This is a genomic window from Roseibium algicola (assembly GCF_001999245.1).
GTDB classification, from domain to species: Bacteria; Pseudomonadota; Alphaproteobacteria; order Rhizobiales; family Stappiaceae; genus Roseibium; species Roseibium algicola.
Genome location: NZ_CP019630.1, coordinates 3,879,969 through 3,901,909 on the forward strand (window position 1 = coordinate 3,879,969; position 21,941 = coordinate 3,901,909).

At 58.7% G+C, this 21,941-nt stretch carries 29 protein-coding genes; 10 read left to right on the forward strand and 19 right to left on the reverse strand.

Features of this window, described 5'->3' with window-relative positions; translation table 11 throughout:
- Nucleotides 1-96 precede the first annotated feature (96 nt).
- Complete coding sequence (locus B0E33_RS17905; RefSeq protein ID WP_023003206.1) at nucleotides 97-282, reverse strand: PLD nuclease N-terminal domain-containing protein; 186 nt, start codon at nucleotides 280-282, stop codon at nucleotides 97-99.
- Nucleotides 283-440: 158 nt separating this feature from the next.
- Here B0E33_RS17905 and B0E33_RS17910 point away from each other — a divergent pair, with 158 nt between their 5' ends.
- Nucleotides 441-611, forward strand: a complete 171-nt coding sequence (locus B0E33_RS17910; protein ID WP_023003207.1) for a DUF1328 domain-containing protein — start codon at nucleotides 441-443, stop codon at nucleotides 609-611.
- 141 nt (nucleotides 612-752) lie between these two features.
- Here B0E33_RS17910 and B0E33_RS17915 read toward each other — a convergent pair whose 3' ends face one another.
- The 3 genes from B0E33_RS17915 to B0E33_RS17925 all read right to left on the reverse strand — a co-directional run bounded on the left by B0E33_RS17915 (nucleotide 753) and on the right by B0E33_RS17925 (nucleotide 2,981).
- Entirely contained in the window at nucleotides 753-2,063 is a 1,311-nt protein-coding gene (locus tag B0E33_RS17915) for a DUF2254 domain-containing protein (protein ID WP_075281882.1), read from the reverse strand.
- 160 nt (nucleotides 2,064-2,223) lie between these two features.
- Nucleotides 2,224-2,778: a sigma-70 family RNA polymerase sigma factor gene (locus B0E33_RS17920; RefSeq protein WP_023003209.1), complete on the reverse strand. Its 555-nt coding sequence runs from the start codon at nucleotides 2,776-2,778 to the stop codon at nucleotides 2,224-2,226.
- Nucleotides 2,775-2,981: a NepR family anti-sigma factor gene (locus B0E33_RS17925; RefSeq protein WP_023003210.1), complete on the reverse strand. Its 207-nt coding sequence runs from the start codon at nucleotides 2,979-2,981 to the stop codon at nucleotides 2,775-2,777. The genes B0E33_RS17920 and B0E33_RS17925 overlap by 4 nt, the downstream gene beginning before the upstream one ends.
- 185 nt (nucleotides 2,982-3,166) lie before the next feature.
- Between B0E33_RS17925 and B0E33_RS17930 the strand changes: the two genes are divergently transcribed.
- Nucleotides 3,167-3,967: a response regulator gene (locus B0E33_RS17930; protein ID WP_035908044.1), complete on the forward strand. Its 801-nt coding sequence runs from the start codon at nucleotides 3,167-3,169 to the stop codon at nucleotides 3,965-3,967.
- Nucleotides 3,968-4,122: 155 nt separating this feature from the next.
- Here B0E33_RS17930 and B0E33_RS17935 read toward each other — a convergent pair whose 3' ends face one another.
- The gene (locus B0E33_RS17935) at nucleotides 4,123-4,320 is read right to left on the reverse strand and encodes a CsbD family protein (RefSeq protein ID WP_023003212.1); all 198 of its coding nucleotides are present in this window, start codon (nucleotides 4,318-4,320) and stop codon (nucleotides 4,123-4,125) included.
- Nucleotides 4,321-4,499: 179 nt separating this feature from the next.
- On the opposite strand from B0E33_RS17935, the gene B0E33_RS17940 reads away from it, so the two are divergent.
- Nucleotides 4,500-6,302 carry a sensor histidine kinase gene (locus B0E33_RS17940; protein ID WP_077291941.1) on the forward strand — a complete coding sequence of 601 codons (1,803 nt, stop codon included), beginning with the start codon at nucleotides 4,500-4,502 and terminating at the stop codon, nucleotides 6,300-6,302.
- A 67-nt stretch (nucleotides 6,303-6,369) separates the two neighbouring features.
- On the opposite strand, the gene B0E33_RS17945 is transcribed toward B0E33_RS17940, so the two are convergent.
- Complete coding sequence (locus tag B0E33_RS17945) at nucleotides 6,370-6,606, reverse strand: hypothetical protein (protein WP_023003214.1); 237 nt, start codon at nucleotides 6,604-6,606, stop codon at nucleotides 6,370-6,372.
- A gap of 112 nt (nucleotides 6,607-6,718) precedes the next feature.
- Nucleotides 6,719-7,234, reverse strand: a complete 516-nt coding sequence (locus B0E33_RS17950; protein WP_055656126.1) for a Dps family protein — start codon at nucleotides 7,232-7,234, stop codon at nucleotides 6,719-6,721.
- A gap of 358 nt (nucleotides 7,235-7,592) precedes the next feature.
- Here B0E33_RS17950 and B0E33_RS17955 point away from each other — a divergent pair, with 358 nt between their 5' ends.
- The 4 genes from B0E33_RS17955 (at nucleotide 7,593) to B0E33_RS17970 (ending at nucleotide 10,002) form a co-directional block, all read left to right on the forward strand.
- Entirely contained in the window at nucleotides 7,593-7,853 is a 261-nt protein-coding gene (locus tag B0E33_RS17955; RefSeq protein ID WP_077291942.1) for a DUF7218 family protein, read from the forward strand.
- Between the two features lie 200 nt (nucleotides 7,854-8,053).
- Nucleotides 8,054-8,398, forward strand: coding sequence for an ElaB/YgaM/YqjD family protein (locus tag B0E33_RS17960; protein WP_023003218.1), 345 nt, complete (start codon nucleotides 8,054-8,056; stop codon nucleotides 8,396-8,398).
- Entirely contained in the window at nucleotides 8,398-8,826 is a 429-nt protein-coding gene (locus B0E33_RS17965) for a hypothetical protein (RefSeq protein WP_023003219.1), read from the forward strand. The genes B0E33_RS17960 and B0E33_RS17965 overlap by 1 nt, the downstream gene beginning before the upstream one ends.
- A 42-nt stretch (nucleotides 8,827-8,868) precedes the next feature.
- A complete protein-coding gene (locus B0E33_RS17970) occupies nucleotides 8,869-10,002 on the forward strand; it encodes an AI-2E family transporter (protein WP_055656125.1) in 1,134 nt (377 codons plus the stop codon).
- A 322-nt stretch (nucleotides 10,003-10,324) separates the two neighbouring features.
- Here B0E33_RS17970 and B0E33_RS17975 read toward each other — a convergent pair whose 3' ends face one another.
- Entirely contained in the window at nucleotides 10,325-10,630 is a 306-nt protein-coding gene (locus B0E33_RS17975; protein ID WP_077291943.1) for a hypothetical protein, read from the reverse strand.
- A 179-nt stretch (nucleotides 10,631-10,809) separates the two neighbouring features.
- Here B0E33_RS17975 and B0E33_RS17980 point away from each other — a divergent pair, with 179 nt between their 5' ends.
- Nucleotides 10,810-11,178, forward strand: coding sequence for a response regulator (locus B0E33_RS17980; RefSeq protein ID WP_208993476.1), 369 nt, complete (start codon nucleotides 10,810-10,812; stop codon nucleotides 11,176-11,178).
- Between the two features lie 58 nt (nucleotides 11,179-11,236).
- Here B0E33_RS17980 and B0E33_RS17985 read toward each other — a convergent pair whose 3' ends face one another.
- The 11 genes from B0E33_RS17985 to B0E33_RS18035 form a co-directional block, all read right to left on the reverse strand.
- Complete coding sequence (locus B0E33_RS17985) at nucleotides 11,237-11,983, reverse strand: Crp/Fnr family transcriptional regulator (protein WP_062487424.1); 747 nt, start codon at nucleotides 11,981-11,983, stop codon at nucleotides 11,237-11,239.
- 251 nt (nucleotides 11,984-12,234) lie between these two features.
- A complete protein-coding gene (locus tag B0E33_RS17990) occupies nucleotides 12,235-12,678 on the reverse strand; it encodes a DsrE family protein (RefSeq protein WP_023003225.1) in 444 nt (147 codons plus the stop codon).
- An 87-nt stretch (nucleotides 12,679-12,765) separates the two neighbouring features.
- Nucleotides 12,766-13,887, reverse strand: a complete 1,122-nt coding sequence (locus B0E33_RS17995) for a c-type cytochrome (RefSeq protein WP_077291944.1) — start codon at nucleotides 13,885-13,887, stop codon at nucleotides 12,766-12,768.
- Nucleotides 13,871-15,145, reverse strand: a complete 1,275-nt coding sequence (gene soxC / locus B0E33_RS18000; RefSeq protein WP_023003227.1) for a sulfite dehydrogenase — start codon at nucleotides 15,143-15,145, stop codon at nucleotides 13,871-13,873. Before soxC ends, B0E33_RS17995 begins: the two co-directional genes overlap by 17 nt.
- Nucleotides 15,146-15,178: 33 nt before the next feature.
- Entirely contained in the window at nucleotides 15,179-16,873 is a 1,695-nt protein-coding gene (soxB, locus tag B0E33_RS18005; RefSeq protein ID WP_062487430.1) for a thiosulfohydrolase SoxB, read from the reverse strand.
- Between the two features lie 212 nt (nucleotides 16,874-17,085).
- Entirely contained in the window at nucleotides 17,086-17,916 is an 831-nt protein-coding gene (soxA, locus tag B0E33_RS18010; RefSeq protein ID WP_077291945.1) for a sulfur oxidation c-type cytochrome SoxA, read from the reverse strand.
- A 173-nt stretch (nucleotides 17,917-18,089) separates the two neighbouring features.
- Nucleotides 18,090-18,416 (reverse strand): thiosulfate oxidation carrier complex protein SoxZ, encoded by a 327-nt coding sequence (gene soxZ, locus B0E33_RS18015; protein ID WP_023003230.1) that lies wholly within the window; start codon nucleotides 18,414-18,416, stop codon nucleotides 18,090-18,092.
- A gap of 97 nt (nucleotides 18,417-18,513) precedes the next feature.
- A complete protein-coding gene (gene soxY, locus B0E33_RS18020; RefSeq protein WP_023014500.1) occupies nucleotides 18,514-18,963 on the reverse strand; it encodes a thiosulfate oxidation carrier protein SoxY in 450 nt (149 codons plus the stop codon).
- A 23-nt stretch (nucleotides 18,964-18,986) separates the two neighbouring features.
- Nucleotides 18,987-19,466 (reverse strand): sulfur oxidation c-type cytochrome SoxX, encoded by a 480-nt coding sequence (gene soxX, locus B0E33_RS18025; RefSeq protein ID WP_075282328.1) that lies wholly within the window; start codon nucleotides 19,464-19,466, stop codon nucleotides 18,987-18,989.
- A 177-nt stretch (nucleotides 19,467-19,643) separates the two neighbouring features.
- A complete protein-coding gene (locus B0E33_RS18030; protein WP_062487437.1) occupies nucleotides 19,644-20,237 on the reverse strand; it encodes a SoxW family protein in 594 nt (197 codons plus the stop codon).
- A gap of 32 nt (nucleotides 20,238-20,269) precedes the next feature.
- Entirely contained in the window at nucleotides 20,270-21,004 is a 735-nt protein-coding gene (locus B0E33_RS18035) for a cytochrome c biogenesis CcdA family protein (RefSeq protein WP_077291946.1), read from the reverse strand.
- 92 nt (nucleotides 21,005-21,096) lie between these two features.
- Between B0E33_RS18035 and B0E33_RS18040 the strand changes: the two genes are divergently transcribed.
- Together B0E33_RS18040 and B0E33_RS18045 are read left to right on the forward strand one after the other, a co-directional pair.
- The gene (locus B0E33_RS18040; RefSeq protein ID WP_023003235.1) at nucleotides 21,097-21,471 is read left to right on the forward strand and encodes a regulatory protein SoxS; all 375 of its coding nucleotides are present in this window, start codon (nucleotides 21,097-21,099) and stop codon (nucleotides 21,469-21,471) included.
- Nucleotides 21,472-21,562: 91 nt separating this feature from the next.
- Complete coding sequence (locus tag B0E33_RS18045; RefSeq protein WP_023003236.1) at nucleotides 21,563-21,913, forward strand: ArsR/SmtB family transcription factor; 351 nt, start codon at nucleotides 21,563-21,565, stop codon at nucleotides 21,911-21,913.
- Nucleotides 21,914-21,941 lie beyond the last annotated feature (28 nt).

The window sequence follows — 21,941 nt, forward strand, 5'->3', positions numbered from 1 at the left end:
TTGAAAGTGCAGTAGGTAAATGGTTGAACTTTCGGGAAGTTCCGGGAGAAGGCGTCACGGCTGCGCCTGGGGGGCGTTGAGCCGTGACGCGAAAAATCAGGCGAGTTTGCCTGCGCTTTTCGGACCGGCCAGCAGCCAGACAATGAAGCCGACGACCGGGAAAATCAGGATCCCGAGAACCCAAAGCAACTTTGCCCCGGTGGAGGAGCCGCTTCCGAGGACCTGAATGATCGCGTAGACGTCCAGGATGAGGATCAACAGGCCGACAATTCCATATTCCATGACAGATCTCCGATGCTGGTGACTGTGACGGAAACGGCCGGGCGCGAAGAAGGTTCCCTGCGGTGGTCTTGAAGTTTCCGAGATAATTTTCAAAAATATTTGGAACGATTTCGAAAACGAGGCGTTTCATCTCCGTATCTCAAATATCGGAGGTTGCTATGCTTTCCTGGGCATTGTTGTTCTTGGTGGTTGCTATTGTTGCAGCCGTACTTGGTTTTGGCGGTATTGCCGGTACTGCGGTTTCTATTGCCAAACTGATCTTCTTTGTCGCCATTGCGCTGTTCCTGATTTCGGCAGTCGCACATGCCATCAGAGGCCGCAGGGTCTGACACGAGAACAAAACGGGCGCTTCGGCGCCCTTTTTTGTGCCTTCCCCAACAGGCATTCAGGCGACGTCAAACGCCTGACAAGACAACGCTTTCCTCGTTCAATGACATAGGTGATTCAGTCGCCTTGCCGGTATCCGGTGGCTAGCGGGCTTCGGCCTGAATGCGCAGCGTATTGCGGGCAGTCCAGAGCCGGCGGGCGATTTGGTGTCTGTCCGGTCTGCTCTCGATCGAAAAAACGGCATCCTGGGCTATATTGAACAGCTGCCTCGAGACAAGGTGCAGGTGCTCCTTGCGGCAGACCAGGGACGCCTTTTCCAAAGCGCAAATGAGGTGGTCGAGCACTAGGATGTTGCCTCTTGAAGCCTGCCTGAGCGGACTGATCGCCGTGTCCAGGAGATCGTGCACTTCCAGGATCGTCAACCACAGGCGAGGGGTCTCGTCGTCATCCGTAATGAGCGAGCTGGGAGCGCCGCGCTGCAGGATCCGCGCGGCGGAGGCCGACAGGTGATCGATCGCGCTTATCGCGGTGTAGCTGTCGTTGACGCCGGGGGAGAGCGCTCGCAGCGCGATCTCCACCATCAGGTGCACCGAAAACTGGATATCCCCTTCGGGAGCCCGGGCCTTTTCGATCTTGAAGGTACCGTTCAAGGGCTTCAGATCAGGGTCTTCGGCCTCCGTGCGCACCTTTGCGATCGGCATGCCTTCGATGACGTAGGTTCCGGGAATGACGGACACTTCGATGAAACCGTCGAGAGACTTCGCGATGTTTATCAGCCGTTCGCTGTCGATGAAGGTGATGTAGCCGCTGCGCGCGGCTTTGAAGGTGCAGACCGGCAGGTCGGGTATCTCCTCGCGGTCATTCGGCTTTTCACGCGGTTCGTGCGCCAGAAGCTCGTCGATCGAGGATCGCAACGCTGCATGAATGCGGCCGATTTCGGCGTCGACCCGGATACGGCCGGCAACGTCGTTGACGAAATAGACAAGCCAGAAAAAGCTGCTGGAGGCTAGGATTATCGAGAGGATGACGGAAAACCGGAGATCCTTGGTGTCGTCGACACCGAAAAGGACAAGCATGGAATAAAGGAAGGTCGCGCCCAGAAGGCCGATGGTAATCTGGGTGGTTCTGTTGCTGGCGAAGGTTTCCAGCAGGCGGGCCGAAATATTGCCCGCAGCGAGTGTGAATACGACCAGCGTCAGGGAATAGACAAGGCTGATGACCGACATCATCGCGCCGGCAATGGTCGACAGGACCGAGCGGGCACCATCGATGCTGATGGAGCTGTAGCCGAAAAAGTCGAAGACACCGGTCAGGAGTTGCAGGTCATCGATCAGGAAGGCTGCGAATGCGAGGACAGCCCCCAGAAGTGTGATGCAGACGGGGATGAACAGAAAGCCCTTGGCCAGACGGACGAGGGCTTGTTCGCGGGCGTTTTCCCGATAGGCCAGATCCATTCCCGTTCCCCCTCAAACCGGCAGGGTTCCATCGTCGATGGAACCCTGCCGGTCATTGTTAGCTGTCGTGCGCCAACCGGCTTGCCTGATCACACCGGATGCAGTGCGCCGGCCTGTAACGGACGCAGAAGCGGAAAGGTTCCGGTGTAGAAGAGAATGATCAGACGGACAGAGCGTCCCTGATCAGGGAGGCGGATTCGGCGGCGGCGATTTCGGACCGTTCAAATTTCTCGGTCCCGTTCATGAGGTCATCCAGACGAAGGCGTGCACGGGAGACGCGGCTTTTGACCGTGCCGACCTTCACGCCGAGGATGTCGGCTGCTTCTTCATAGGAAAAGCCGCTGGCACCGATCAGGATAAGGGCTTCACGCTGGTCGTCCGGAAGAACCTGAAGGGCGCTCAGGAAATCCTTCAGTTCCAGATGGCCTGCCTGTTGCGGTTTGCTTTCCAGGCTGGCGGCGTGTTCACCGTCAGGGTCGGCGACCTCGCGCTGCATCTTCCGGCCAACGGAATAATACTGGTTACGGAGAATGGTAATCAGCCAGGCGGTGAGGTTGGTACCTTCGGTGAACTTGTCTTTGTTGGCGATCGCCTTTGCCAGTGTTTCCTGGACCAGATCGTCCGCACGGTCGCGGTCACCACTGATCGATCTGGCAAAGGCGCGCAATCGCGGTATGGCGTCGACCAGATCCTGCTTGAACTTTGCGACGTTCATTCGGCGGCCTCCTCGTCAGAGCCTCTGTCGTCCAAGGCGGACAGCAGGTCCATCATGTCATCCGGTATGTCTTCCGATAGGGCCTCGTCGTAAACCTTCTTGAGCTGGTTGCCGATCCAGTCTTCTTTGGACTTGGCTCCGGCGGCCGGTGTTATTACACCAAATCCGGCGTTGGGCCGACTTGGGTTAAGCTTGCTTGCCATGGCAGATTCCCGATATTTGCGTCTTCGACGATAGGCTGATTTGCGACGTAAACGCGGCGGCAAAAAAAAAGTTCCTCGAGTATGGAACTTTTTTTTGCCGAATGCATTTCCAGCTTATGGGTGCGCTTGACGCGGGCCCGTCGACCGCTTTCAGGCGGCAACTATTGAGGAACTAATTTATGTCCGTGAGCCTTTCGGAAGAAATCGCGCCGCTCCTGCCGTATCTGCGTAGATATGCAAGAGCACTGGCGGGAAGTCAGAAAAGTGGCGATGCCTATGTCAGGGCCTGCCTGCAGGCGCTGGTGGCAGATCAGACCATTATCGATACATCTCATGGCGTGAAAATCGGTCTGTACCGGCTTTTCCATGTCCTTTGGAACGCGAGCGTCGTTCCGCCCATCGCGAATGACGGGACGGTTTCCATCTTCGAGCAGACCGCTCAGCAGCGGCTGGCAACCATGGCGGCCGAAAGCCGGCAGACCCTGTTGCTGTCCACACTGGAAGGGTTTTCGCTTCCCGAAACCGCCCTCATCATCGAGCGTAGCGAAAATGAAGTGACCCAGCTCGTCCAGGATGCGATCGCGGAAATTGACAGGCAGACCAAGACGGATGTGCTGATCATCGAGGACGAGCCGCTTATTTCCATGGATCTCATCCAGATCGTGGAGTCGCTCGGCCATGGCGTTACCAGCGTTGCCCGGACAGCGAGCGATGCCATCGCAGCGGCCAAGGCGCAGGCCCCGGGTCTTGTGCTTGCCGATATCCAGCTTGCCGACGGATCGTCCGGCATCGATGCGGTCAAGGATATCCTTGCCGAAATGTCCGTTCCGGTCATCTTCATCACATCGTTCCCCGAGCGTCTTCTGACAGGCGAACGGCCGGAGCCGACGTTCCTTATCACCAAGCCGTTCAATCCGAATACGGTGAAGGCGGGGATCAGCCAGGCGCTGTTCTTCAAAGGGGCGGAAGAGGTGGCAGCTGCCTGAGGGCAGCGCTGCGCGATGAGCACGGGGGGCGTGTTCCACTGCTTTCGTTCGTCGAGAGCGAAGCAAGATGCCGTTTTCGGCGTCTGCCCTTCAGTGCGCGATAACGACAGATCCCGTAGCGGGAGGAAGAGGCGGGCACTGCCCGCCTTCTTCCATCAGTGCCGCGAGATCCAAGTATCGATTTCCCGCTCGGCTTCTTCACGGGTCTTGCCGTATTTCTGCTGGATCAGACCTGCGAGTTCGGTCCGTTTGCCGGCAACACGATCCACATCATCGTCGGTCAGCCTGCCCCATTGGGTGATGGCCTTGCCTTTGAATTCTTTCCAGTTTCCTTCAATCCGGTCCCAATTCATCGGTCGTTTTCTCCTTGTCTTTCTGACATCTGGAAAACGGTTCCTGAGGTCAAAGGTTCCGAATGAATTGCGGTTGCTGCCAGCTTCGAATGTTTGCTGGCGCACCGGCGCGGGAGCGGCTTTTCCGACGCGGGACGGCCGTGAAAGTTTATATGCCCGGATGACGGAGCAAATTCGAAATGTCTGAAATCGTGTCCTATCTGTTTGGTGCGGCCGCCTTCATGCCGCATGGATACTGCCTGCTCTGGCGTCCGGATCTCGTGGCCATTCATGCGATCTCCGATGCCCTGATTGCGCTGGCCTATATTGCCATTCCCCTGATGATCTTCGGGTTTCTGCGCAAGCGTCCGGACATTCAAGGCAATTCCCGCAAGATCGGTTACCTGTTCATTGCCTTCATTCTGGCGTGTGCGCTGACCCATCTGACAGCCCTGGTAACGCTCTGGTGGCCGATCTACGGCGCACAAGGTCTGATCAAGCTGGTAACAGCCCTTGTCTCGGTGGCAACAGCAGTGGTTGTCTGGCGGGTGCAGCCGATGCTGCTGGCCATTCCCTCGCTCAAGGATCTGGAGCGGGCCAACGATATGCTGAAGGCTGAAAATCTCCAGCTTTCCGACAAGGTCGGCAGATCGCGGCGGGAGATAAGACGGATCAACGAGCGGTTCGAGACTGCGTTGACCGGATCCAACATCTCAGTTTTCACCCAGGACAAGGATCTGCGCTACACGTGGATCCACAATCCGCGGTTCGGCAAGGAAGCCGATGACGTCATCGGGTGTACCGATCAGGATCTGCTGCCGGAAGAGACCGCGGCGGAACTGGAACCGGTCAAGCGCCAGGTGCTGGAAACCGGCGAGACGGCATCTACTTACTTTGCGCTCGACAGTGAGGAGACGGGGACGATTTCGCTGGACTTGATCGTTCATCCGACACGCGACAGCAGCGGCAACATAGACGGTGTGCTGTGCACGGCCATCGATATGACCGAGAAGAATCTCTATGAGATCCGTCTTGCCTCGCTGGCAAGTCAGCTCGCGGAGGCAAACCGGCGTTTCGAAAAGGCGCTCGACGGCTCGCTTACAACCGTGTTCGAACAGGATCTGGACCTGAAATATATTCATGTCGTCAATCCGTCGCCCGGTTTCAAACCGGATTTCTTCATCGGCAAAAGCGATGATGAGCTGTTTCCGGAAGAAGATCAGCTGAAACTCATTCCGGTTAAGAAGAAGGTCCTCGAGACAGGCGAAAGCGCCGTCATCGAATTCGACATGGACATGAACGGGGTCAATCGCAGCTACAACATGCGCATGGAGCCTTCGCGCGACAAGGAAGGCCGGATCACCGGCCTGATCGGCATCTCCATCGACCTGACCCACAAGCGGGAAAACGAACGCCAGATGCATCTCGTCATGCGGGAACTGACGCATCGCTCCAAGAACCTGCTTGCAGTCATTCAGGCCATGGCACGCCAGACAGCCGCGCGTTCGGACAACACCGAGGATTTTGTCGAGAGTTTTGCGGCACGGCTCCAGGCAATGGCGGCCAGTCATGATCTGCTGGTGTCGCAGTCCTGGTATGGCGCTGACCTGAAAGAACTTGTGCTGGCGCATCTGGCGCAATCGATCGACCCGGGGAGCCCCCAGATCGAGATTGAGGGCGATCCGCATTCGATTACGGCGGATGCGGCCCAGAACCTTGGTCTTGCCCTGCATGAGCTGACGACCAATGCCGCCAAATATGGCGCCTTGTCAGTGCTCGGGGGGAAATTGTCGGTATCGTGGACGACCGTAGACGGAAGGATCAGGCTGGTCTGGAAGGAAAGTGGCGGTCCGGAAGTTGTGCCGCCAAGGCGCAACGGTTTCGGGCGAATGCTGCTGGAGCGTTTGGTGGGGCCGGCGCTCGACGGCGACGTTACCATCGACTTCGCTCCGGAAGGCGTGAGTTGCGTCATCGAGTTTCCGGTCAGGAAGACAAGTTCTTAGAGCGCCCGTGCCGTAAACTGCAGGCAGGGCCGACAGAGGTGCGTTACGTCCTGCGACGAGCGAAGCTTTATGACCCTTTGCCGAGCGAAGTCTTTTCGCGGCGAAGCGCCTTCAGGGCCTCGTCGATTTCTTCGATCAGTTCGGCTGGAGACCGGCCGTCCCGAGAGATTGCCCGAGGTGCCTTGCGCAGGCTGGCCCGCCAGGCCAGCAAGGCTGTCCGCTTTTGCTCATTCGACAGGTGCCGGTCTTCCAGGACGCTTGCAGGCGTCCGGAACCCGGCAAATCGTTTCGATACGCTGATCATGGTATCACACGGTTGAAACTGAGTTGGTGCATACGCCAAAGGCCGCCTGCCGTCTTGCGGCAGACGGACCTTTGTCGTCTTGCAAGTTACCCGGGATGCGGGTGAGGAACGGTCATTCGGTAATGACGGCCCTCAGCATCCAGGCTGCCTTGTCGTGGAACGTGATGCGCTGGGTCAGAAGATCCTCCGTCACCGGGTCGCTATTGTCGCCGGCGTAAGCTGCCATGTCGCGCATTTCGGCAGCGATCATTTCATGACTGCGAACCAGATCCTCGATCATTTCGAAGGCATTCGGCATGCCGCCGGCCGGCAGGCTGACGGTGAGGTTCAATTTGCCTTCGTCGACATTGACCGGTGCCCTATGTCCAAGGGCACGAATGCGCTCGGCAAGGTCGTCTGTCGCGGCAAAGAGATTTTCATAGTGCTCTTCGGTGAGGTCATGGATCGACTTGAACAGCGGTCCAACGACGTTCCAGTGGTAAAGGTGCGATTTCACCGTGAGCATGTAGGTTTCGGCCAGAATGACCGAGAGATGCTTCGCCAGTTGTTCGCGCACCTCGGCAGAAACACCCGTCTTGATCGGGTCGACCTTCGGGGTTTCGATGTTAAGAACTTGAGACGTCGACATAGTTCTTCCTTTCGTGCTTTCGATTGGCGATCGATGTGTCCGGGTGTGCTGCTGACAAGAGCGTGGCCCGGACGTTCGATAGGAAAAGTCTTCAGCTCGTCCTCAGTTCCATGTTTTTGAAAATATTTCGATTTTTGACAGTATGGAAAATGTGATCTGAAATTATTTCAAGAATAGCATTTGTATTTTTTATAAGTCTGAGCTTCCGGGCGGCATAGTTCATTTTTATCACTTCGATAAAAGGATCTCTATCCAGTCCTTTCATCGAAGAGATATTGGAACGATCCCGCGCGAGACGGCGTTTTTCATTTGAGGTTGTTTTTGAAAACAGCGGAACAACAAATGAAAGGACACGGCGATGGCTTCCAAAAACAGCTCCAGCATCAAGAAGGAAGACACCTACGACGCCCTGCGCGACAAGGGCTACAGCAAGGAAAAGTCGGCGAGAATTGCCAATGCGCAGGCAAACGACCACCAAGCGCCGTCGCGCAAGGGTGGCAAGGCCGCACCTTATGAAGCCTGGACCAGGGATGCGCTTTATGAAAGGGCACAGGAGCTCGACATCAGCGGCAGGTCTTCAATGAACAAATCCGATCTGATCGAGGCTTTGCGCGGCTGACGGACAGCCGTGAAGACGCCGCTGCAACAATTCATGCTGTGTTGTCTGGAACCAAATGAGCGCAAGGCCGTTTACAAGCCAGACCGCGCAATTTGGTTCAGCGCGGTGTCCAAGTGTCCGAATTCCGGGCTTGATCCCATTCACGCGATGCGTGTCTCCCGTCATCAGGGCTTCACGCAATTGAAAACAGGAGCGACAAGATGGCAACTGCGAAGACTGCCACGGCATCGACCGCCAATCCTGCCAATGACACCGTTAGCGCTCGTGAGATCGAGGAAAACATCGAACGCATTCGCGGCGATATTGCCTCTCTCGCCGGCTCCTTGAAGAAGTACGGCGCCGGCAAGACGGATGAATACAAGACCAAGGCCGCCGAAGCAGGGCAGGATCTGACCAAATTGTCCCAGGACGCCCTGAGCGACCTGTCTGCTGAGCTGCAGAATTACGAACGCGCCTTCGTTGCTGAAGTGCGCCGTCGTCCGCTGCAGTCGATCGGCATTGCTGCCGGTGTCGGCTTCCTGATTGCAGCGCTGGTGCGCCGCTGATGCTCCTGCGCGCCCTTCCGCTGGCCTTCGGGGCTGTTTCGCGAGACTTCAATGGCATGGTTCACCGTGCCAAGCGCAATGCCGTGTTGGGCGGCATTGCGGCAGTCTGTTTCGCGACAGCCTATGTGGCCGGCGTGGTGGCAGCCGGCGCCTTTCTGGCGCCGGTTTTCGGCCCTGCGATGGCGGCTTTGCTAATTGCCGTCTTCATGGCCGTAACGGGACTGGTCTTCGTGGCGGTGCTCAGCTTCCTGAAGCACAAGGACCGAAGACGCAAGGCGCATAGTCAGGCCGCGCAGCGACTGGGCCTGGCCGCTGCCATTTCCGTTCTGCCACAGCTCACAAAATCAAAAGGCCTGATGATCACCGCCGCTTTGGGCGGTCTGGCCTTTCTGGCAGCGCAGGCACGAGGTGACGAAGAGCGCGGCTAACCCATTGCCGCGCCTTCTTGCCGGCCACCGGAGCAAACAGTAATGACAGCGCAGCCAGACCGACCCGCAGTAACAGGACTTGTTCCCCCCGTAACAGTGGGCGAGGCTGTCAGATCGGACCCGGTTGTCCGCTACTCGGCGGCCATCCTGTGTGGCATCGTGGTGATTGCTTCCCTTGATCTTGCCCAAGTGTTTTTCGCACCGGTTTTCCTGTCGGTGGTTGTCGGCACGATCTTCGGACTTCCCATGGAAAGATTGTCTCGCCTGGGCGTGCCGAGCTGGCTCTCCGCAGGGGGGATGGTACTCGTCTTCATCGCGCTGATCCTAACCGCCGGAGCGGCTTTCGTCGTGCCGCTGTCGGACTGGCTCGACAGACTTCCGCTCATCTGGTCACGGCTGCAGGCGCAGCTGGTCAGTTGGCAGGGGTTCTTTTCGTCTGTCGCGAGCCTGCAGGAAGACCTTCGCAGTGCCATGGGCCAGAAGGGCGGCATGCAGGTGAGTGTCGACGACAATTCCGCGGTAGAAAGCGTTTTCTATTTCGCACCGGCCTTCATGGCCCAGGTAGTCCTGTTCCTGGCAAGTCTCTATTTCTTTTTGCTGACGCGCCCGCATCTGCGCAGGGCGGCGCTCCAGTTGTCTCCCGACAGTGAAGGCAGGCGCTGCATTGTGACCGCGTTTCGGACGATCGAAGCGCGCCTTTCCACCTATCTCATCTCCATCAGCGTCATCAACGCGGGGCTCGGCGTGGCCGTGGCGCTGACCATGTGGCTGCTCGATGTTCCCTCGCCGCTGTTGTGGGGAATGCTTGCCGGCGTCTTGAACTACGTCGTCTATCTGGGGCCGGCGATCATGGTCCTGGTGATGAGCGGCATCGGACTTGCGACGGGATACACGGCTGTGGAGATCCTGACGCCGCCGCTGGCCTATCTGGTTCTCAACCTGATCGAAGCGCAGTTCGTCACACCAACCGTTCTCGGCCGGACGATGACGCTGAACCCCTTTGCGGTTTTCCTGGCAATTGCCTTCTGGATCTGGCTGTGGGGACCGATCGGCGGATTCATAGCCGTGCCGTTGCTGCTGGTTGTGGTCAGTGTGCTGGAGATCATCAACAACACAGCTCAGTCTGAAGAGCCCGGGCGTTCCGAAGCTGAGCCCGAGGCCGGCGCATCTCACTGACAATCGCAATCCTGCGAACCCGCGGACATGACAAAGGCCACCCGTGCCGGCGTTCCAATGCCCGCGGGTTCAACGTTGTCGCGGGTTTCTTCTTTCCGGAGTGGATGGAAGGTGGCACCCAGGCTGCAATTGTTCGATGCCGTGGGTGAGGGTGGGTACCGGTTCTAGGTTCCATCAGGTGAAACGGACAATTTGTCAATTGCCAGTATGCTTGCCGGGTGGGGCCCTTCCGGCGGGGTCGTGTGTCGTTCGCCACGGATCAAGGCAAAATAAAAGCCGCCTGGAAAAGGCGGCTTTTCAACGATTTTGCGTCATGAACTCTTTACTCGGTATTGAATGCCAGCATGCCGTGGGAAATCGGCCAGCCGGTACAGGTGGTTACGCGCGTGCCGGAGACGCAGCGCATCGGGCGGCCATGCACGTCGGCAAGCTCAACCTTCAGGTCGCCTTTGGGAGCGGCCTTCTGTTCAACTTCTACCGGTGCGGGCGTGTTGCTGTTGTGAGCGGTTTCCGCACCAGCTTCATTGGTGAAAAGGGGTTCTGCCACAATCAGGCTGGAAGCCAGAAGGGCGGCAATGGCGATTGCCGTAGGGGCGTTGGTCGGAATTCGTTTGCGATGCGTGAACATGGTGTCTACCTCCGCCTAGTAAACTCCCGAGTTAAGAAAAGGTTTCACGTTTCTTTGCGACAACAGAAGAGGCTGACATCAAAGTGGAAAATCAATCGACCCGATAACTTATGTTAATGCGGGGCATTTGATTTCGTGTCATCGTGCAGATGGTCAACAGTCTGACGATGAGAACCCTCGTGACAACGGAAACCCACATCACCGCGCCAGTGCCGCGCGGCCCTGCCTTGGTTGTCGAAGACAACCCGATCATCGCTCTCGATACGCAGATGATGCTGGAAGAGCTCGGGTTCTCGCCGGTACAGACGCTCGCAAATCTTGCGGAAGCGGCGGAAACACTGGCAGCTCAGCTGTTCAGCTTTGCCATTCTGGATGTGAAGATCGGCGACGATACCAGCCTGGCTTTCGCCAGTCAGCTGCTGGAAAAGGGGACGAAGTTCATCTTCGCCAGCGGTTACAGCGATCTCGACCCGCTGCCCACGGCGTTCGAGGGGCAGGTGGTCCTGAGCAAGCCCTATACAAAAGCCCAGATCGGCGCCCTGATCTGACGCGCTCGTTTTCGCTGGAAGATGCCTTTCAAGCAAACGTGAAGATGTCGGCCGCCGCTCAGATGAGCGGGCGGCACTCATCGGCCATGCTCTCGTATGAGGCGAGTTTTTCCAGAGCATCCCTGTCCAGGATCCGGATCCGATCCTTCGCCCAGCTGATCAGCCTCTTTTCCTGAAGCTTGCGGAGCGTACGGCTGGTGTGAACCGGTGTGATGCCAAGCGCATCTGACAGGTGACTTTGGGAAAACGGTGCATCCAGCGCCTGATTGCTCGCATAGCCGATGGTCTCTGCGCGGTCGTAAAGATGCAGGATGAGATAGGCGAGCCGTTCCAAGGCAGAACGTTGACCGAGGCTGATTATGTGCCCGTCCAGGATCTGTTCCTCACGCGCTGCGATCCAGGTCATTGAAAAGGCCAGGCTCGGGTAGTCCTTGAAGATCGACCAGACCCTGTCGCGCTGAAAGACGCACAAGGTAGTGTCGGTAAGGGCGGTAACCGTGTGCTGCATCTCGTTCAGGACGGCAAGCTGAAGGCCGACAAGATCGCCCGGCAAAGCAAAGTTCAGCACCTGCCGTCGGCCGTCCGCCAGAGCCTTGTGACGAAAGGCCCAGCCATCCAGAATGGTGTAGAGATGCGGGCTCTTGTTCTCTTCCTGAACAATGGTTGCTCCGGCTTCGACCGTCAGCTCACCGGTCTTGAAATCCGAAATGAAGTCCAGTTCCTTGTCTTCCAGCGAGCGGAATACGGATTTCCGTCTCAGGGGGCAGGTTTGGCAATTGGTTTGAAACGGGACTGTTTCGGTCATTCAAATGGCATCTCCATTGGCAATCCATCAAAACGCCTAGAACTGCTGCTGGTTCCCATTTGAGGCAGAAGGGTGTGGGAAAGCAAGTCCGTCCGATGCCGGACGCGAATGCTTCGTGCAAAAGAAAGACCTGCAACGGCTGACAATTGATTGCGGAAACGCAAAAGCCGGGCGTTCCGGCGGGCTACATGCCGAAAGGGACGAAGCCGTACGGACCTTGCAACTGTCCGCACGGCGGGTCTTGTGACTGTCTAGGGCCGCAGGATGGTGTAGCCGTCTTCGTCCAGCTCCATCAGAGTGACGGCACCAGCGGGAACGACTTCGACACCTTCCAGAAACTCGATGTCCTTGCCTTCCTTTTTGGCCATGGCCTGGCGGGTGTTGTCGCAAGCCTCGAAGGCGACATTCGGCATGCTCTCCACGAAGGATTTCATGCGGTCCGAAACGGGGGACGTATCCGCCCGGAACATGTGCAGGCCCGCATTGAAGGCAACAATCTTGATATCGGCCTCCTCGCCGATTTCAGAGTAGTGGCGTGCCACATTGGACGCGACGTTCAAGACGGTGTTCATCTTCTGCGGATCATTGTCGCTGATCTGCAGGGCAAGCTTGTGAATGCCGTCGCCTGCCAATACGGCAGAGCCAAGCATCAGCAGGGCCGAAGTGGCCACTGCCAGTCGTGAAAACATTCCCATCGTTTCCTCCTCCTAACGCCGCAGGATATCCTGCGGCGGCCTTGCGCGGGCGGCCTTTCTTTCACGGGCCGTTGCCGCAAAACGATGTCAGTCGACGCCTCCCATGCCGGAGGCCTCGTCGTCGTCGACGGATCCCGGGGTCACGTCGAGAATACGGGCGCGCATGGTGATCTCGACCGCGCTGTCCTTGCAGTCGCTCATGCAGGGTTCGGCCTTGGCAGCATAATGCGGCTCTTCGGCGCGATCGTCAGCGATGAAGTTTTCCTCGTTGGGAAGACGGATCTCCAGGAAATTGTCTTTCGACAATTCGAAGTCCTCGTCCTCGACGATGTCGTTCAGGTAAAGGAGATAGGCCGTCAACGCGTAAACGTCGTCATCCGACAGGGAACGGGCGTTGCCGTAGGGCATGGCGCGGCGGACATAGTCGTAGACAGTGGACAGATACGGCCAGTAGGAGCCGATGGTCTTTTCCGGGCGTTCCTCGGTCAGGGTGTCCTGGCCACCGGCCAGAACCGGCCAGCGGCCGACGCCTTCGCCAAAATCGCCGTGACAGACGGCGCAGTTGTCCGTGAATAGCACTTCCCCATCGGCCACCGTACCGGAGCCCTCAGGCAAGCCGCTGCCGTCTGGGCGAACGTCGATGTCCCACGCGGCGACCTCGTCGTCCGTCGCCACGCGGCCAAGGCCGAAGATGCCACCTTCACGGACTTCGGACACTGGTACGGCTGGAGCTTCCGCTGCCGTGTCGGCGCTGGCGGTTTCCGTTTCAGTGGCAGCAGGTTCTGCGGCGCCCTGCTGGTCGGCGGGAGCAGCAGCACTGGAGAAGGTGGCCAGATAGGCAATCACGTTGTCCAGGTCTTCCTGCTTCTTCAGACCGGCAAAGGCCATCTTGGTGCCTTTGACCATGTCCTTGGGCTTGGTCAGATAGGTCGTCAGTGTTGCCTCGTCCCAGACGAGCCCGCCACCACCGGCCTCGATCATTGCCTTGGAATACTTGTAGTCCTCAAGCGATCCTGCGGTACGGCCGAAAATCTCGTTCAGTTCCGGACCGACCTTGTTCTTTGCGCCTTCCCCGACCGCGTGGCAGGCGGCGCATTTCTTGAAGACCTTCTCACCTTTTTCTGCATCTCCCGCATGAGCTGTCGCGGCAAGCAGGGGCAGGGTGGCGAGGACGGTTCCAAGGCTGAGGGCTTTAAGAAACTTCGACATTTTCCACCATTCCGTCTGCTTTGACATACCAGGTCTGGATGCCGTTGTTGTGGTAGATCGAGTTTTCGCCGCGGGCGGCACGCAGCTCGTTCTTGGTCGGCTGGAAGAAGCCGTGCTCGTCCATCGCGCGGGACTGGATCAGCATGTCCGAGCCGTCCCAGTCGATGTCCAGGTAGAAGCGGTGCATGGCTTTCGACAGGCTTGGGCCGTCGAGGCGGGCGGTCTTCCAGTTGCGGCCGCCGTCAAGCGATACATCGACCCGCTTGATCCGTCCGTTGCCGGACCAGGCGACACCGGAGATGACCATCGGTCCCTTGCCGTGGCTGATCGGGGCCTGCGGGCTCGGCGAGGTGATGACGGACTTGGGATCCATCACCCAGGTGAAGCGGCGGGCCTTGCCGTTCTCAAGAAGGTCCGTGTATTTGGATGTTTCCTCGCGCTGGTGCCAGGGTTCGTCGCCGACTTCGATCCGGCGCAGCCATTTCACCCACATGTTGCCTTCCCAGCCAGGCACGACCAGACGCAGCGGATAACCCTGTTCGGGACGCAGAGCTTCACCGTTCATCTTGAAGGCGACCAAGCAGTCGTCGAGGGCCTTTTCCATCGGGATGGACCGGGTCATGGCCGAAGCATCGGCGCCTTCCGGCATCACCCATTTGGCGTTGGTCTTCAGGCCAGCCTCTTCCAGGATCAGTTTCAGCGGCACGCCGGTGTACATCACGCAGTGAACCATGCCGTGGGTGTACTGACAGCCGTTGAGCTGGGAGCCACGCCACTCCATGCCGGAGTTGGCGGCGCATTCCAGGAAGTAGACCCGGTTCTCGCGCGGGAAGCGCTTCAGGTCTTCCATGGTGAAGACGAGGGGGCTGTCGACCAGACCGTTGATCATCAGCCGATGATCTGCAGGATTGATGTCGGCAATGCCGCCGTGGTGGCGCTCGAAACACAGGCCGTTGGGCGTGATGATGCCGTCCAGCTCGTGCAGCGGTGTGAAGTTCACCGAACTCTCGGTGGAGGCCGTCAGCCACTCCACGTCGCGGCGGACCACATGGGCCTCGTATTCCGACGGCGTGCCATAAGGGCGCGCCTGCACACCGTCACCGAGGTACCGGTTCCAGTCCTGTATCTCGGTGATCAATGGATCGCCGGCCGCGCGCGCGGCACCAGCCGTGCCTGCAACGGCGCCTGCGGCGAAGCCTGCTTTCAAGAGGGAACGCCTGGAAAGACCCGGCGTCTTGGAGTTGGTTTTGTCAGTCATGATCGTGTCCTCAGGATCTCTGAAGAAAAGGCGTCATCCTGCTAGCTTGACGGACTGGTTGTCCGGCAGGCTGACCACGGGATTGCTTGTGAGATAGGCTTCAACGACTTCGGAGATGGGCGGGCCTTCCGTGCCCTCGTTGACCGAGGCCCAGCCGGCAACGACATATTCCCTGGCGGGGTCGATGGCTTCTCCGGTGGCAAGCAGGGTCATGCCCGAGATGCGCTCGCCGATTTCCTTGCCGGGATCGATGGTGTAGCCCATGCCGCCAACGCGGACCATGTCACCACCCTGCTGGTAGTAGGGGTCCTTGTTGAAGAGGTTGTCGCCGACATCCTCCAGAATGTCCTTCAGCATCTGGCCCGTCATCGACGAACGGTAAGCGGCCGGATAGGTCATGGCGCAGGCGTTATGGACATCCTCGAAGGTGATGTCCTGGCCCGGCAGAAGCGATGTCCCCCAGCGGAAGCCGGGTGAAAGGGCAATTTCGGCGTCGCGTTCGGTCAGAAGTGCCTGGCAGATCAGATCGTCGAAGGTGCCGTTGAAGTTGCCGCGCCGGTAGAGAAGGTTCTCGGTCTTGCCGAGAACGCGGGCGAGGTCCGCTTCGTAAGGCGCACGAACTTCATCGATGAGCGCAGCCATGTCCGCATCTGGCGTGATGACGTCGGAGAAGATCGGGATCAGGCGATAGGCATACCCGGCCAGCTTGCCGTCCTGAACGTCGAGATCGACCCGGGAGACAAACTTGCCGTTGGAGCCGGACGCAATCACCAGCGTGTTGTTTACGATGACCGGTTCCGGCAGGGCGTCGTGCGTGTGGCCCGTCAGGATGACGTCGATGCCGTCAACGCGCGAGGCGAGCTTCCGGTCGACGTCAAAACCGTTGTGCGACAGCAGCACGACGATTTCAGCGCCCTCGTCGCGAGCCTCGGTCACATGTTTGGCAATGTCTTCCTCGCGGATGCCGAAGGACCAGCCGGGGATCATCCAGCGCGGGTTGGCAATCGGCGTATACGGGAAAGCCTGACCGATGACGGCAACCTTGGACCCGCCACGTTCGAACATCTTCCAGGCTTCGAAGGCGGGCTCGTCCCATTCGTTGTCGTAGATGTTGGAGCCGAGGAAGGCGAAGGGCAGACTGTCGATGACTTCCTGAACCCGGTCGGTGCCGTAGGTGAATTCCCAGTGCCCGGTCATGGCGTCAGGCTCGAGAGAGTTCATGATCGTGATCATGTCTTCGCCCTGGGTGACGTTGGATGTGTAGCTGCCCTGCCAGGTGTCGCCGCCATCCAGCAGGAGAACGTTGTCAGCGCCGCGTTCGGCACGAATGCGCTTGATCACGGTCGCGACCCGGTCCATGCCGCCCATCTTGCCGTAGCTCCTGGCCAGGGAGACGAAGTCTTCCGAGGTCAGCGCATAGGCATCCGGCGACCCGGCCTCGATGTTGTAGAGCTTCAGGAAATCGGCACCGGTCACGTGTGGAGGTTTGCCGTTGACGTCGCCGATGCCCAGGTTGATGGACGGTTCGCGAAAGTAGATCGGCTTCAGCTGGGCGTGGATGTCGGTGATATGCACCAGCGTGAGCTTGCCTTTCGGGTCCATACCCAGGAGCTGGTCTTCCGTCAGGGCTTGCTGGGCCATCAGCCGCGACCACGAACCCGCCATGCCCGATCCGAGCAAGGCACTTGTCGCGGTTGCCGCCATCAGGAACTCACGTCTTGAGAACATCCTCAGTTACTCCAAACCAACGGCCGATGCCCGGCCGGTTGCACAGTTTTCCCGTTGAGGCACGACGACGCCGTGCACCCCGGTTATCCCACGTTCGGGACATTGATGTTTTCAGCCCTTTGTTTCCGCCTGGTGGCCGGGCGGGAATTCGCCGGCGACAGGAAAGAAACCGGCGCGGTGGCTGCGACCGCGCCGGAGTTTAAACGGTCAGCCTACTGGCGAACCGCCGGGGTTTCGATGCCGAGCCCCGAGCCACGCCAGGTCACATAGACCTCCAGAGCCATCAGCTCATCGGAGAAGGCGGCCGGGAAGGCTGCCCGCGTATCGCGGATACATCCGCGGAAGCGGTTGTGCAGGGAGACAAGGTCCGCCTGCTTCAGACGATAGGTCGGGAACCCGTTGACGCTGCCCTGGCTGAGGTGGTCAGCCCGGATGTAGTTGCCGTTGTAGTTCTCGTGGCAGGTGGCACAGGACAGGTTCAGCTGACCCGTGCGGGTGTAGTAGAGCTCCTTGCCCTTGTCCCACCAGGTCTGCATTTCGCCTTCGCTCAGATCGACTTTCATCGGCATGCCAAGCGACTGGTGCTTGATGTAGGTCGTCAGAGCCTTCTGATCGGCCGCGTCGAACTTGTAGGGCTCTGCCTGCATGTTCTGTTCACGGCACTGGTTGATCTGAAGCTCGATGTTGAACGGCTTGCCGGCGTCCTCATTCCACTTGGGATAGCTGGCGCCGAGACCCTTGAGGAACTCCTCGGAATCCTCGTGGCAGGAGGCGCAGGACTTGCCAGCAGCACCGTCCACGGTGTTCCAGATTTCCTCGCCGCGCTCCACATAGAGCATACCCGGGTTCTGGAAGCTGTCGGCCTCCAGATCACGCGTTTCTTCCGTGCGGTAGTGCCAGCCCGAGATCAGTTCGTCGAACGGGTGCCCTTCCGGCGCCGGTACACGGGTCATGATCTCCACTTCCCCGTCGATAACGAGCTTTTCGTCAACCGGCCCCCCGGCCAGGCTTGCGCTTGTGCCGACCATCGTTATTGCGAACATGGTGGCTATGCGTTTCGTTCTATTGGCCAAATCGTCTCCTCCCGATTTGAGCGATCCCTGGAACATCCTGCCTTCAACCGACTGCAGATACGATGTCCCGACACTCTCGATGCACCCTGTCCCGGGCTTTTCAGTCCGTGCGGACGTCACAGCCGCAGATGCAGGGCCGCCGCCTATTCAACAGTGATCTTGTTCTCGGATTCGTAGACGCTGCCGTCGTCATCGACCCAGGTGAACTTGAACGTGCCGGTTTCATTCACCTTGGCGCTGAACTCCATGTAGGGGTTCGCCGAGACGGCCGGGTCCATGTCACAGGAAAACACCACCTGTCCGTTGAACTCGCAGGTGAACTTGTTGATGATCTGGCGCGGAACGAGGTTGCCCTCCTTGTCCTTGCGCTGACCGGATTCCATCGGGTGGCTGATAAGCGTCTTGATGGTGATGACTTCGCCCGCAGCTGCCTTCTTGGGCACTTTCACGCGCGGTTTCGGATCTGCCATGATTTGGTTCCTTCGTATCCCTGATCTGCTTGCCGGGCGGCGTTTCGGCTAAAGGCCGGTGCCGGTCCTGCGGACAAGCCGCTTGCGCTGTTGCGGATTAGCCGCCGCAGCCGCCGATGGTGACTTTCACTTCCTTGCGGTCGATGAAGGTGGAGCCATCGTTCATCTTGGCGACCGCGATGACGTTCTGCGTCTTGGCGAGCCGGATGCGGGTCTTGGCTTCGGCAACACCGCTCATGGCAGTGAAGTGGAACGTGGCAACAGCCGGGTTGGGGTTGCCGTCGGCCAGAATCAGGACAGACTCAACGAAGCTGTCTGCCGTCATCGGGCTGTCGACGGATACGCCGACCGGCACCGTGTTGCCGTTCTCGGCAATTTCCGGCGTGTCGAGGGAAACTGTTCCCTCCTTGGGATCTGCTCCGCCGGTGAAGGCCTTGATGGCCTCTTCGGTCTGGTCGGTTGCGGCGAAGGAAACCCGCGATCCGGCGGCCACGAATGCAGCTGCTCCGATCGTGAGACCAAACACCTGGCGTCTTGTAAAGCTCATCTCTTGCTCCTTGAAACCCGAGATCAATTCTCTTTCAGCGTCATGAGATAGGCGACGACGTCCTCTACCTCTTGCGCTGACAGGATGGTTTTGCCGGCGAATTCCTCGTCGACGTTGATGCCCACCTTCAGGGTGTAGAAACCGGGCATGATGGTCTGTTCGCCGAAGACGTCCTTGCTGTTGACCACGATGGCGCGCAGTTGCGCCTCGCTCCAGCGGTCGGCGGCACCGTCGAGGACGGGGCCGACTTCGCCGTGGAACAGCTGGTCGCTGAGATCGGCATTGGCATGGCAAGCCAGGCAGTTGCCCTTCTTGCGGTCGGCGAAGGCTTCGCGTCCGGCCTGCGGGTCTCCCTGAACGCCCGTCAGGGATTCGGACAGTTCCATATCGACTATGGGAACGCTGTCCGGAGCAACCGTTCCGGCGGCCGCTGCGGAAGCGGCCAGGACGGCTAGGCCGGCAAAGGCCGCCGGCAGGCTGAAATGTGTCGCGCCCTTGAACATTGTGTCGGCTTTCCTCCTCAGTGCGGAACGGCCGGCTGTCGTGCCGTTTGCGTTCCTTCGGCAGGTCCGATTCCCCAGCCTGCCTGTCCTCCTCATATTAAAAGATATGATTTTTTGCATATGTTATGCAATAGGCCTTTTGCCGTATCCGGCATAAACCTGTTTTATCCGCTCTTCCTATTCCGCGTCGAGGCGGCCTTTTTCGCGCAACTCGTTGATTATGCGGGCATGATACTTCTGGAAATGCTCGTCGCCTTCGTAGCCTTTTTCCTGAACCCAGCGAAACATGTTCAGGAAAGTCCACTTGCCGAAGGCGCCGGGCATCGTTGCAACGGCCACTTCCGACACGGTTCCCTCGCTCGGAACCTCGTCCGGCAGGAACACGATTGTGGGTGTGAAGACATAGCCCCATTTGCGCGCGGCGGTCTTTTCGGTCAGTTCTTCGCCGTCCAGGTCGATCACTTCCTCGTCGCCAAACATGTTGTATTGCACGACCATGAAGTTCTCTTTGATGTAGTCGGTCACTTCCGGGTCGGAGAGGATCTTTTCGTGCATCTGGCGGCAATAGATGCAGCCGCGTTGTTCAAAGATGATTGCCAGGCGCTTGCCTTCTCCTGCCGCGGTTTCAATGTCTTCGCCGATGTCGCGGAAGGTTACGGTGAACCAGGGTTGCTTGTGCAGGCCGTCGTCACCGAGCGTTGCGGCGAGCGCCGTTGTGGTCAGGGCCGCCAAGAGCTCGACTGCCAGCACCAATTGTTTCCAGATACGCATGTCATTGTCCTCCCTGGACCGGAAATGGCCGGTCAGCCGATTTGTGAGAAAACCGGAAAAGTTTCGAGCAGCCAGAAGGCGATTGCCGACATTTGCCCGGTGATGAACAGCAGGCCGGTGAGCACCAGGAGGCCGCCCATGATCTTTTCCACCGTGCCCATGTGTTTGCGGAAACGTCCGGCCAGTTTCAGGAACCTGCTGGCAAACGCTGCCGCCAGGATGAAAGGCAGACCGATGCCGAGTGCATAGACCGCAAGCAGCCCGGCGCCGTGCCAGGTGGTGTCCGACGATCCGGCAACGAACAGGATTGCCGCCAGAACCGGGCCGACGCACGGTGTCCAGCCAAACGCGAAAGCCAGGCCCATGACGAAGGCTCCAACCAGACCCGCGGGCTTGCGTTCGACATGAATGCGGGCTTCGCGGAACAGGAGCCCGATGCGAAAGACACCGAGAAAATGCAGGCCCATGACGATGATGATCGCGCCTGCAACATAAGACAGGATATCGTAGTAGCGGGCGATTGACTGGCCGATGACGCTGGCCGTTGCACCGAGGGCGACAAAGACGAGCGAAAAGCCGAGCACGAAGGCGATCGCCGCCAGAATCACCCGGTGACCCGTTTCGGCCGTGGCCGTGTCGCCCTTCAGTTCATCGACGCTGACACCGGCCAGATAACACAGGTAGGGCGGCACAATCGGCAAGACACAAGGCGAAATGAATGAAAGCAGACCTGCCAGAAAGGCAGCGCCCAGAGAAACATCGAGCATTCATTTCCTCCCAGAGAAACTCGATCTTCGGTTGCTTTAAAATATTCAAAAGTTCCTATATATTGCAATGGAAGAAATGTGGAGACTGCAAAATGTCCGTCGCGACACGTGCGATGATCCTTGCCGGAGTGTTGGTTTCCGGCCTGTTTCAGGCGTTGCCCGCCTGGAGTGCCGAGCTGGTCATGCTTGAGCAGCCGGGGTGTGTCTGGTGCAAGCGCTGGAACGAGGAAATCGGCATCGCCTATCCGAAGACGTCGGAAGGCCGGCAAGCGCCGTTGCGCCGCGTCGATATTACCGACGCCTGGCCGCAGGACCTGGCCGGCATACCGAAAGAGCGGATGACGCCAACCTTCATTCTGGTGGCCGACGGCGTTGAAATCGACCGTCTGCGCGGCTATCCGGGAGAGCACTTCTTCTGGCCGCTGCTGACCGATATGTTGGGAAAGCTTCCGGACACGAGCAAGTGATGCTGTTGATCCGGTACTGAAGTTGAGGCATGAATCTGAAAAGCGGTTTGGTGCGCTGCAATGGCAATGCTGAAAAGGGTGTGGGTTCCGGATGATACTGCCGGCCTTTGACAAGAACCTGGATGCGAAGGACCTCGACCTGCTGATGGAGCAGGCGCGGAAGGCGAGCGATCTGCTCAAGGCCCTTTCGCACGAAGTGCGCCTTGTCATCCTGTGTCTGCTGTCTGAAGGCGAAAAGTCGGTTTCCGAGCTCGAAGAGATCCTGACAATGCCGCAGGCCGCGGTTTCCCAGCAGCTTGCTCGACTTCGCCTGGAAGGCCTTGTGCAGTCGCGGCGCGACGGGCGCATGATCTACTACAGCCTCATGAACGATGAGGTAAGTTCGATCATTTCGAGCCTTTACGAGCTGTTCTGCAAGGACGTGCGTGCACCTGAAAAATAAACGCAGGTAGCGCAACATACGGGCGTGC

What these genes read in the sequence shown, in the direction of transcription:
- B0E33_RS17925 (WP_023003210.1), bottom strand. Translation starts at nt 2,981, where the DNA reads ATGGCAAGCAAGCTTAACCCAAGTCGGCCCAACGCCGGATTTGGTGTA.
- B0E33_RS17975 (WP_077291943.1), bottom strand. Translation starts at nt 10,630, where the DNA reads ATGTTCACGCATCGCAAACGAATTCCGACCAACGCCCCTACGGCAATC.
- B0E33_RS17960 (WP_023003218.1), top strand. Translation starts at nt 8,054, where the DNA reads ATGGCAACTGCGAAGACTGCCACGGCATCGACCGCCAATCCTGCCAAT.
- B0E33_RS17945 (WP_023003214.1), bottom strand. Translation starts at nt 6,606, where the DNA reads ATGATCAGCGTATCGAAACGATTTGCCGGGTTCCGGACGCCTGCAAGC.
- B0E33_RS17915 (WP_075281882.1), bottom strand. Translation starts at nt 2,063, where the DNA reads ATGGATCTGGCCTATCGGGAAAACGCCCGCGAACAAGCCCTCGTCCGT.
- B0E33_RS18035 (WP_077291946.1), bottom strand. Translation starts at nt 21,004, where the DNA reads ATGCTCGATGTTTCTCTGGGCGCTGCCTTTCTGGCAGGTCTGCTTTCA.
- B0E33_RS17940 (WP_077291941.1), top strand. Translation starts at nt 4,500, where the DNA reads ATGTCTGAAATCGTGTCCTATCTGTTTGGTGCGGCCGCCTTCATGCCG.
- B0E33_RS17950 (WP_055656126.1), bottom strand. Translation starts at nt 7,234, where the DNA reads ATGTCGACGTCTCAAGTTCTTAACATCGAAACCCCGAAGGTCGACCCG.
- B0E33_RS17910 (WP_023003207.1), top strand. Translation starts at nt 441, where the DNA reads ATGCTTTCCTGGGCATTGTTGTTCTTGGTGGTTGCTATTGTTGCAGCC.
- B0E33_RS17970 (WP_055656125.1), top strand. Translation starts at nt 8,869, where the DNA reads ATGACAGCGCAGCCAGACCGACCCGCAGTAACAGGACTTGTTCCCCCC.
- soxX (WP_075282328.1), bottom strand. Translation starts at nt 19,466, where the DNA reads ATGTTCAAGGGCGCGACACATTTCAGCCTGCCGGCGGCCTTTGCCGGC.
- soxY (WP_023014500.1), bottom strand. Translation starts at nt 18,963, where the DNA reads ATGAGCTTTACAAGACGCCAGGTGTTTGGTCTCACGATCGGAGCAGCT.
- B0E33_RS17935 (WP_023003212.1), bottom strand. Translation starts at nt 4,320, where the DNA reads ATGAATTGGGACCGGATTGAAGGAAACTGGAAAGAATTCAAAGGCAAG.
- B0E33_RS18040 (WP_023003235.1), top strand. Translation starts at nt 21,097, where the DNA reads ATGTCCGTCGCGACACGTGCGATGATCCTTGCCGGAGTGTTGGTTTCC.
- B0E33_RS18030 (WP_062487437.1), bottom strand. Translation starts at nt 20,237, where the DNA reads ATGCGTATCTGGAAACAATTGGTGCTGGCAGTCGAGCTCTTGGCGGCC.
- B0E33_RS17985 (WP_062487424.1), bottom strand. Translation starts at nt 11,983, where the DNA reads ATGACCGAAACAGTCCCGTTTCAAACCAATTGCCAAACCTGCCCCCTG.
- B0E33_RS17920 (WP_023003209.1), bottom strand. Translation starts at nt 2,778, where the DNA reads ATGAACGTCGCAAAGTTCAAGCAGGATCTGGTCGACGCCATACCGCGA.
- B0E33_RS17905 (WP_023003206.1), bottom strand. Translation starts at nt 282, where the DNA reads ATGGAATATGGAATTGTCGGCCTGTTGATCCTCATCCTGGACGTCTAC.
- soxC (WP_023003227.1), bottom strand. Translation starts at nt 15,145, where the DNA reads ATGACTGACAAAACCAACTCCAAGACGCCGGGTCTTTCCAGGCGTTCC.
- B0E33_RS17995 (WP_077291944.1), bottom strand. Translation starts at nt 13,887, where the DNA reads ATGTCGAAGTTTCTTAAAGCCCTCAGCCTTGGAACCGTCCTCGCCACC.
- B0E33_RS17990 (WP_023003225.1), bottom strand. Translation starts at nt 12,678, where the DNA reads ATGGGAATGTTTTCACGACTGGCAGTGGCCACTTCGGCCCTGCTGATG.
- B0E33_RS18045 (WP_023003236.1), top strand. Translation starts at nt 21,563, where the DNA reads ATGATACTGCCGGCCTTTGACAAGAACCTGGATGCGAAGGACCTCGAC.
- soxB (WP_062487430.1), bottom strand. Translation starts at nt 16,873, where the DNA reads ATGTTCTCAAGACGTGAGTTCCTGATGGCGGCAACCGCGACAAGTGCC.
- soxZ (WP_023003230.1), bottom strand. Translation starts at nt 18,416, where the DNA reads ATGGCAGATCCGAAACCGCGCGTGAAAGTGCCCAAGAAGGCAGCTGCG.
- soxA (WP_077291945.1), bottom strand. Translation starts at nt 17,916, where the DNA reads ATGTTCGCAATAACGATGGTCGGCACAAGCGCAAGCCTGGCCGGGGGG.
- B0E33_RS17955 (WP_077291942.1), top strand. Translation starts at nt 7,593, where the DNA reads ATGGCTTCCAAAAACAGCTCCAGCATCAAGAAGGAAGACACCTACGAC.
- B0E33_RS17965 (WP_023003219.1), top strand. Translation starts at nt 8,398, where the DNA reads ATGCTCCTGCGCGCCCTTCCGCTGGCCTTCGGGGCTGTTTCGCGAGAC.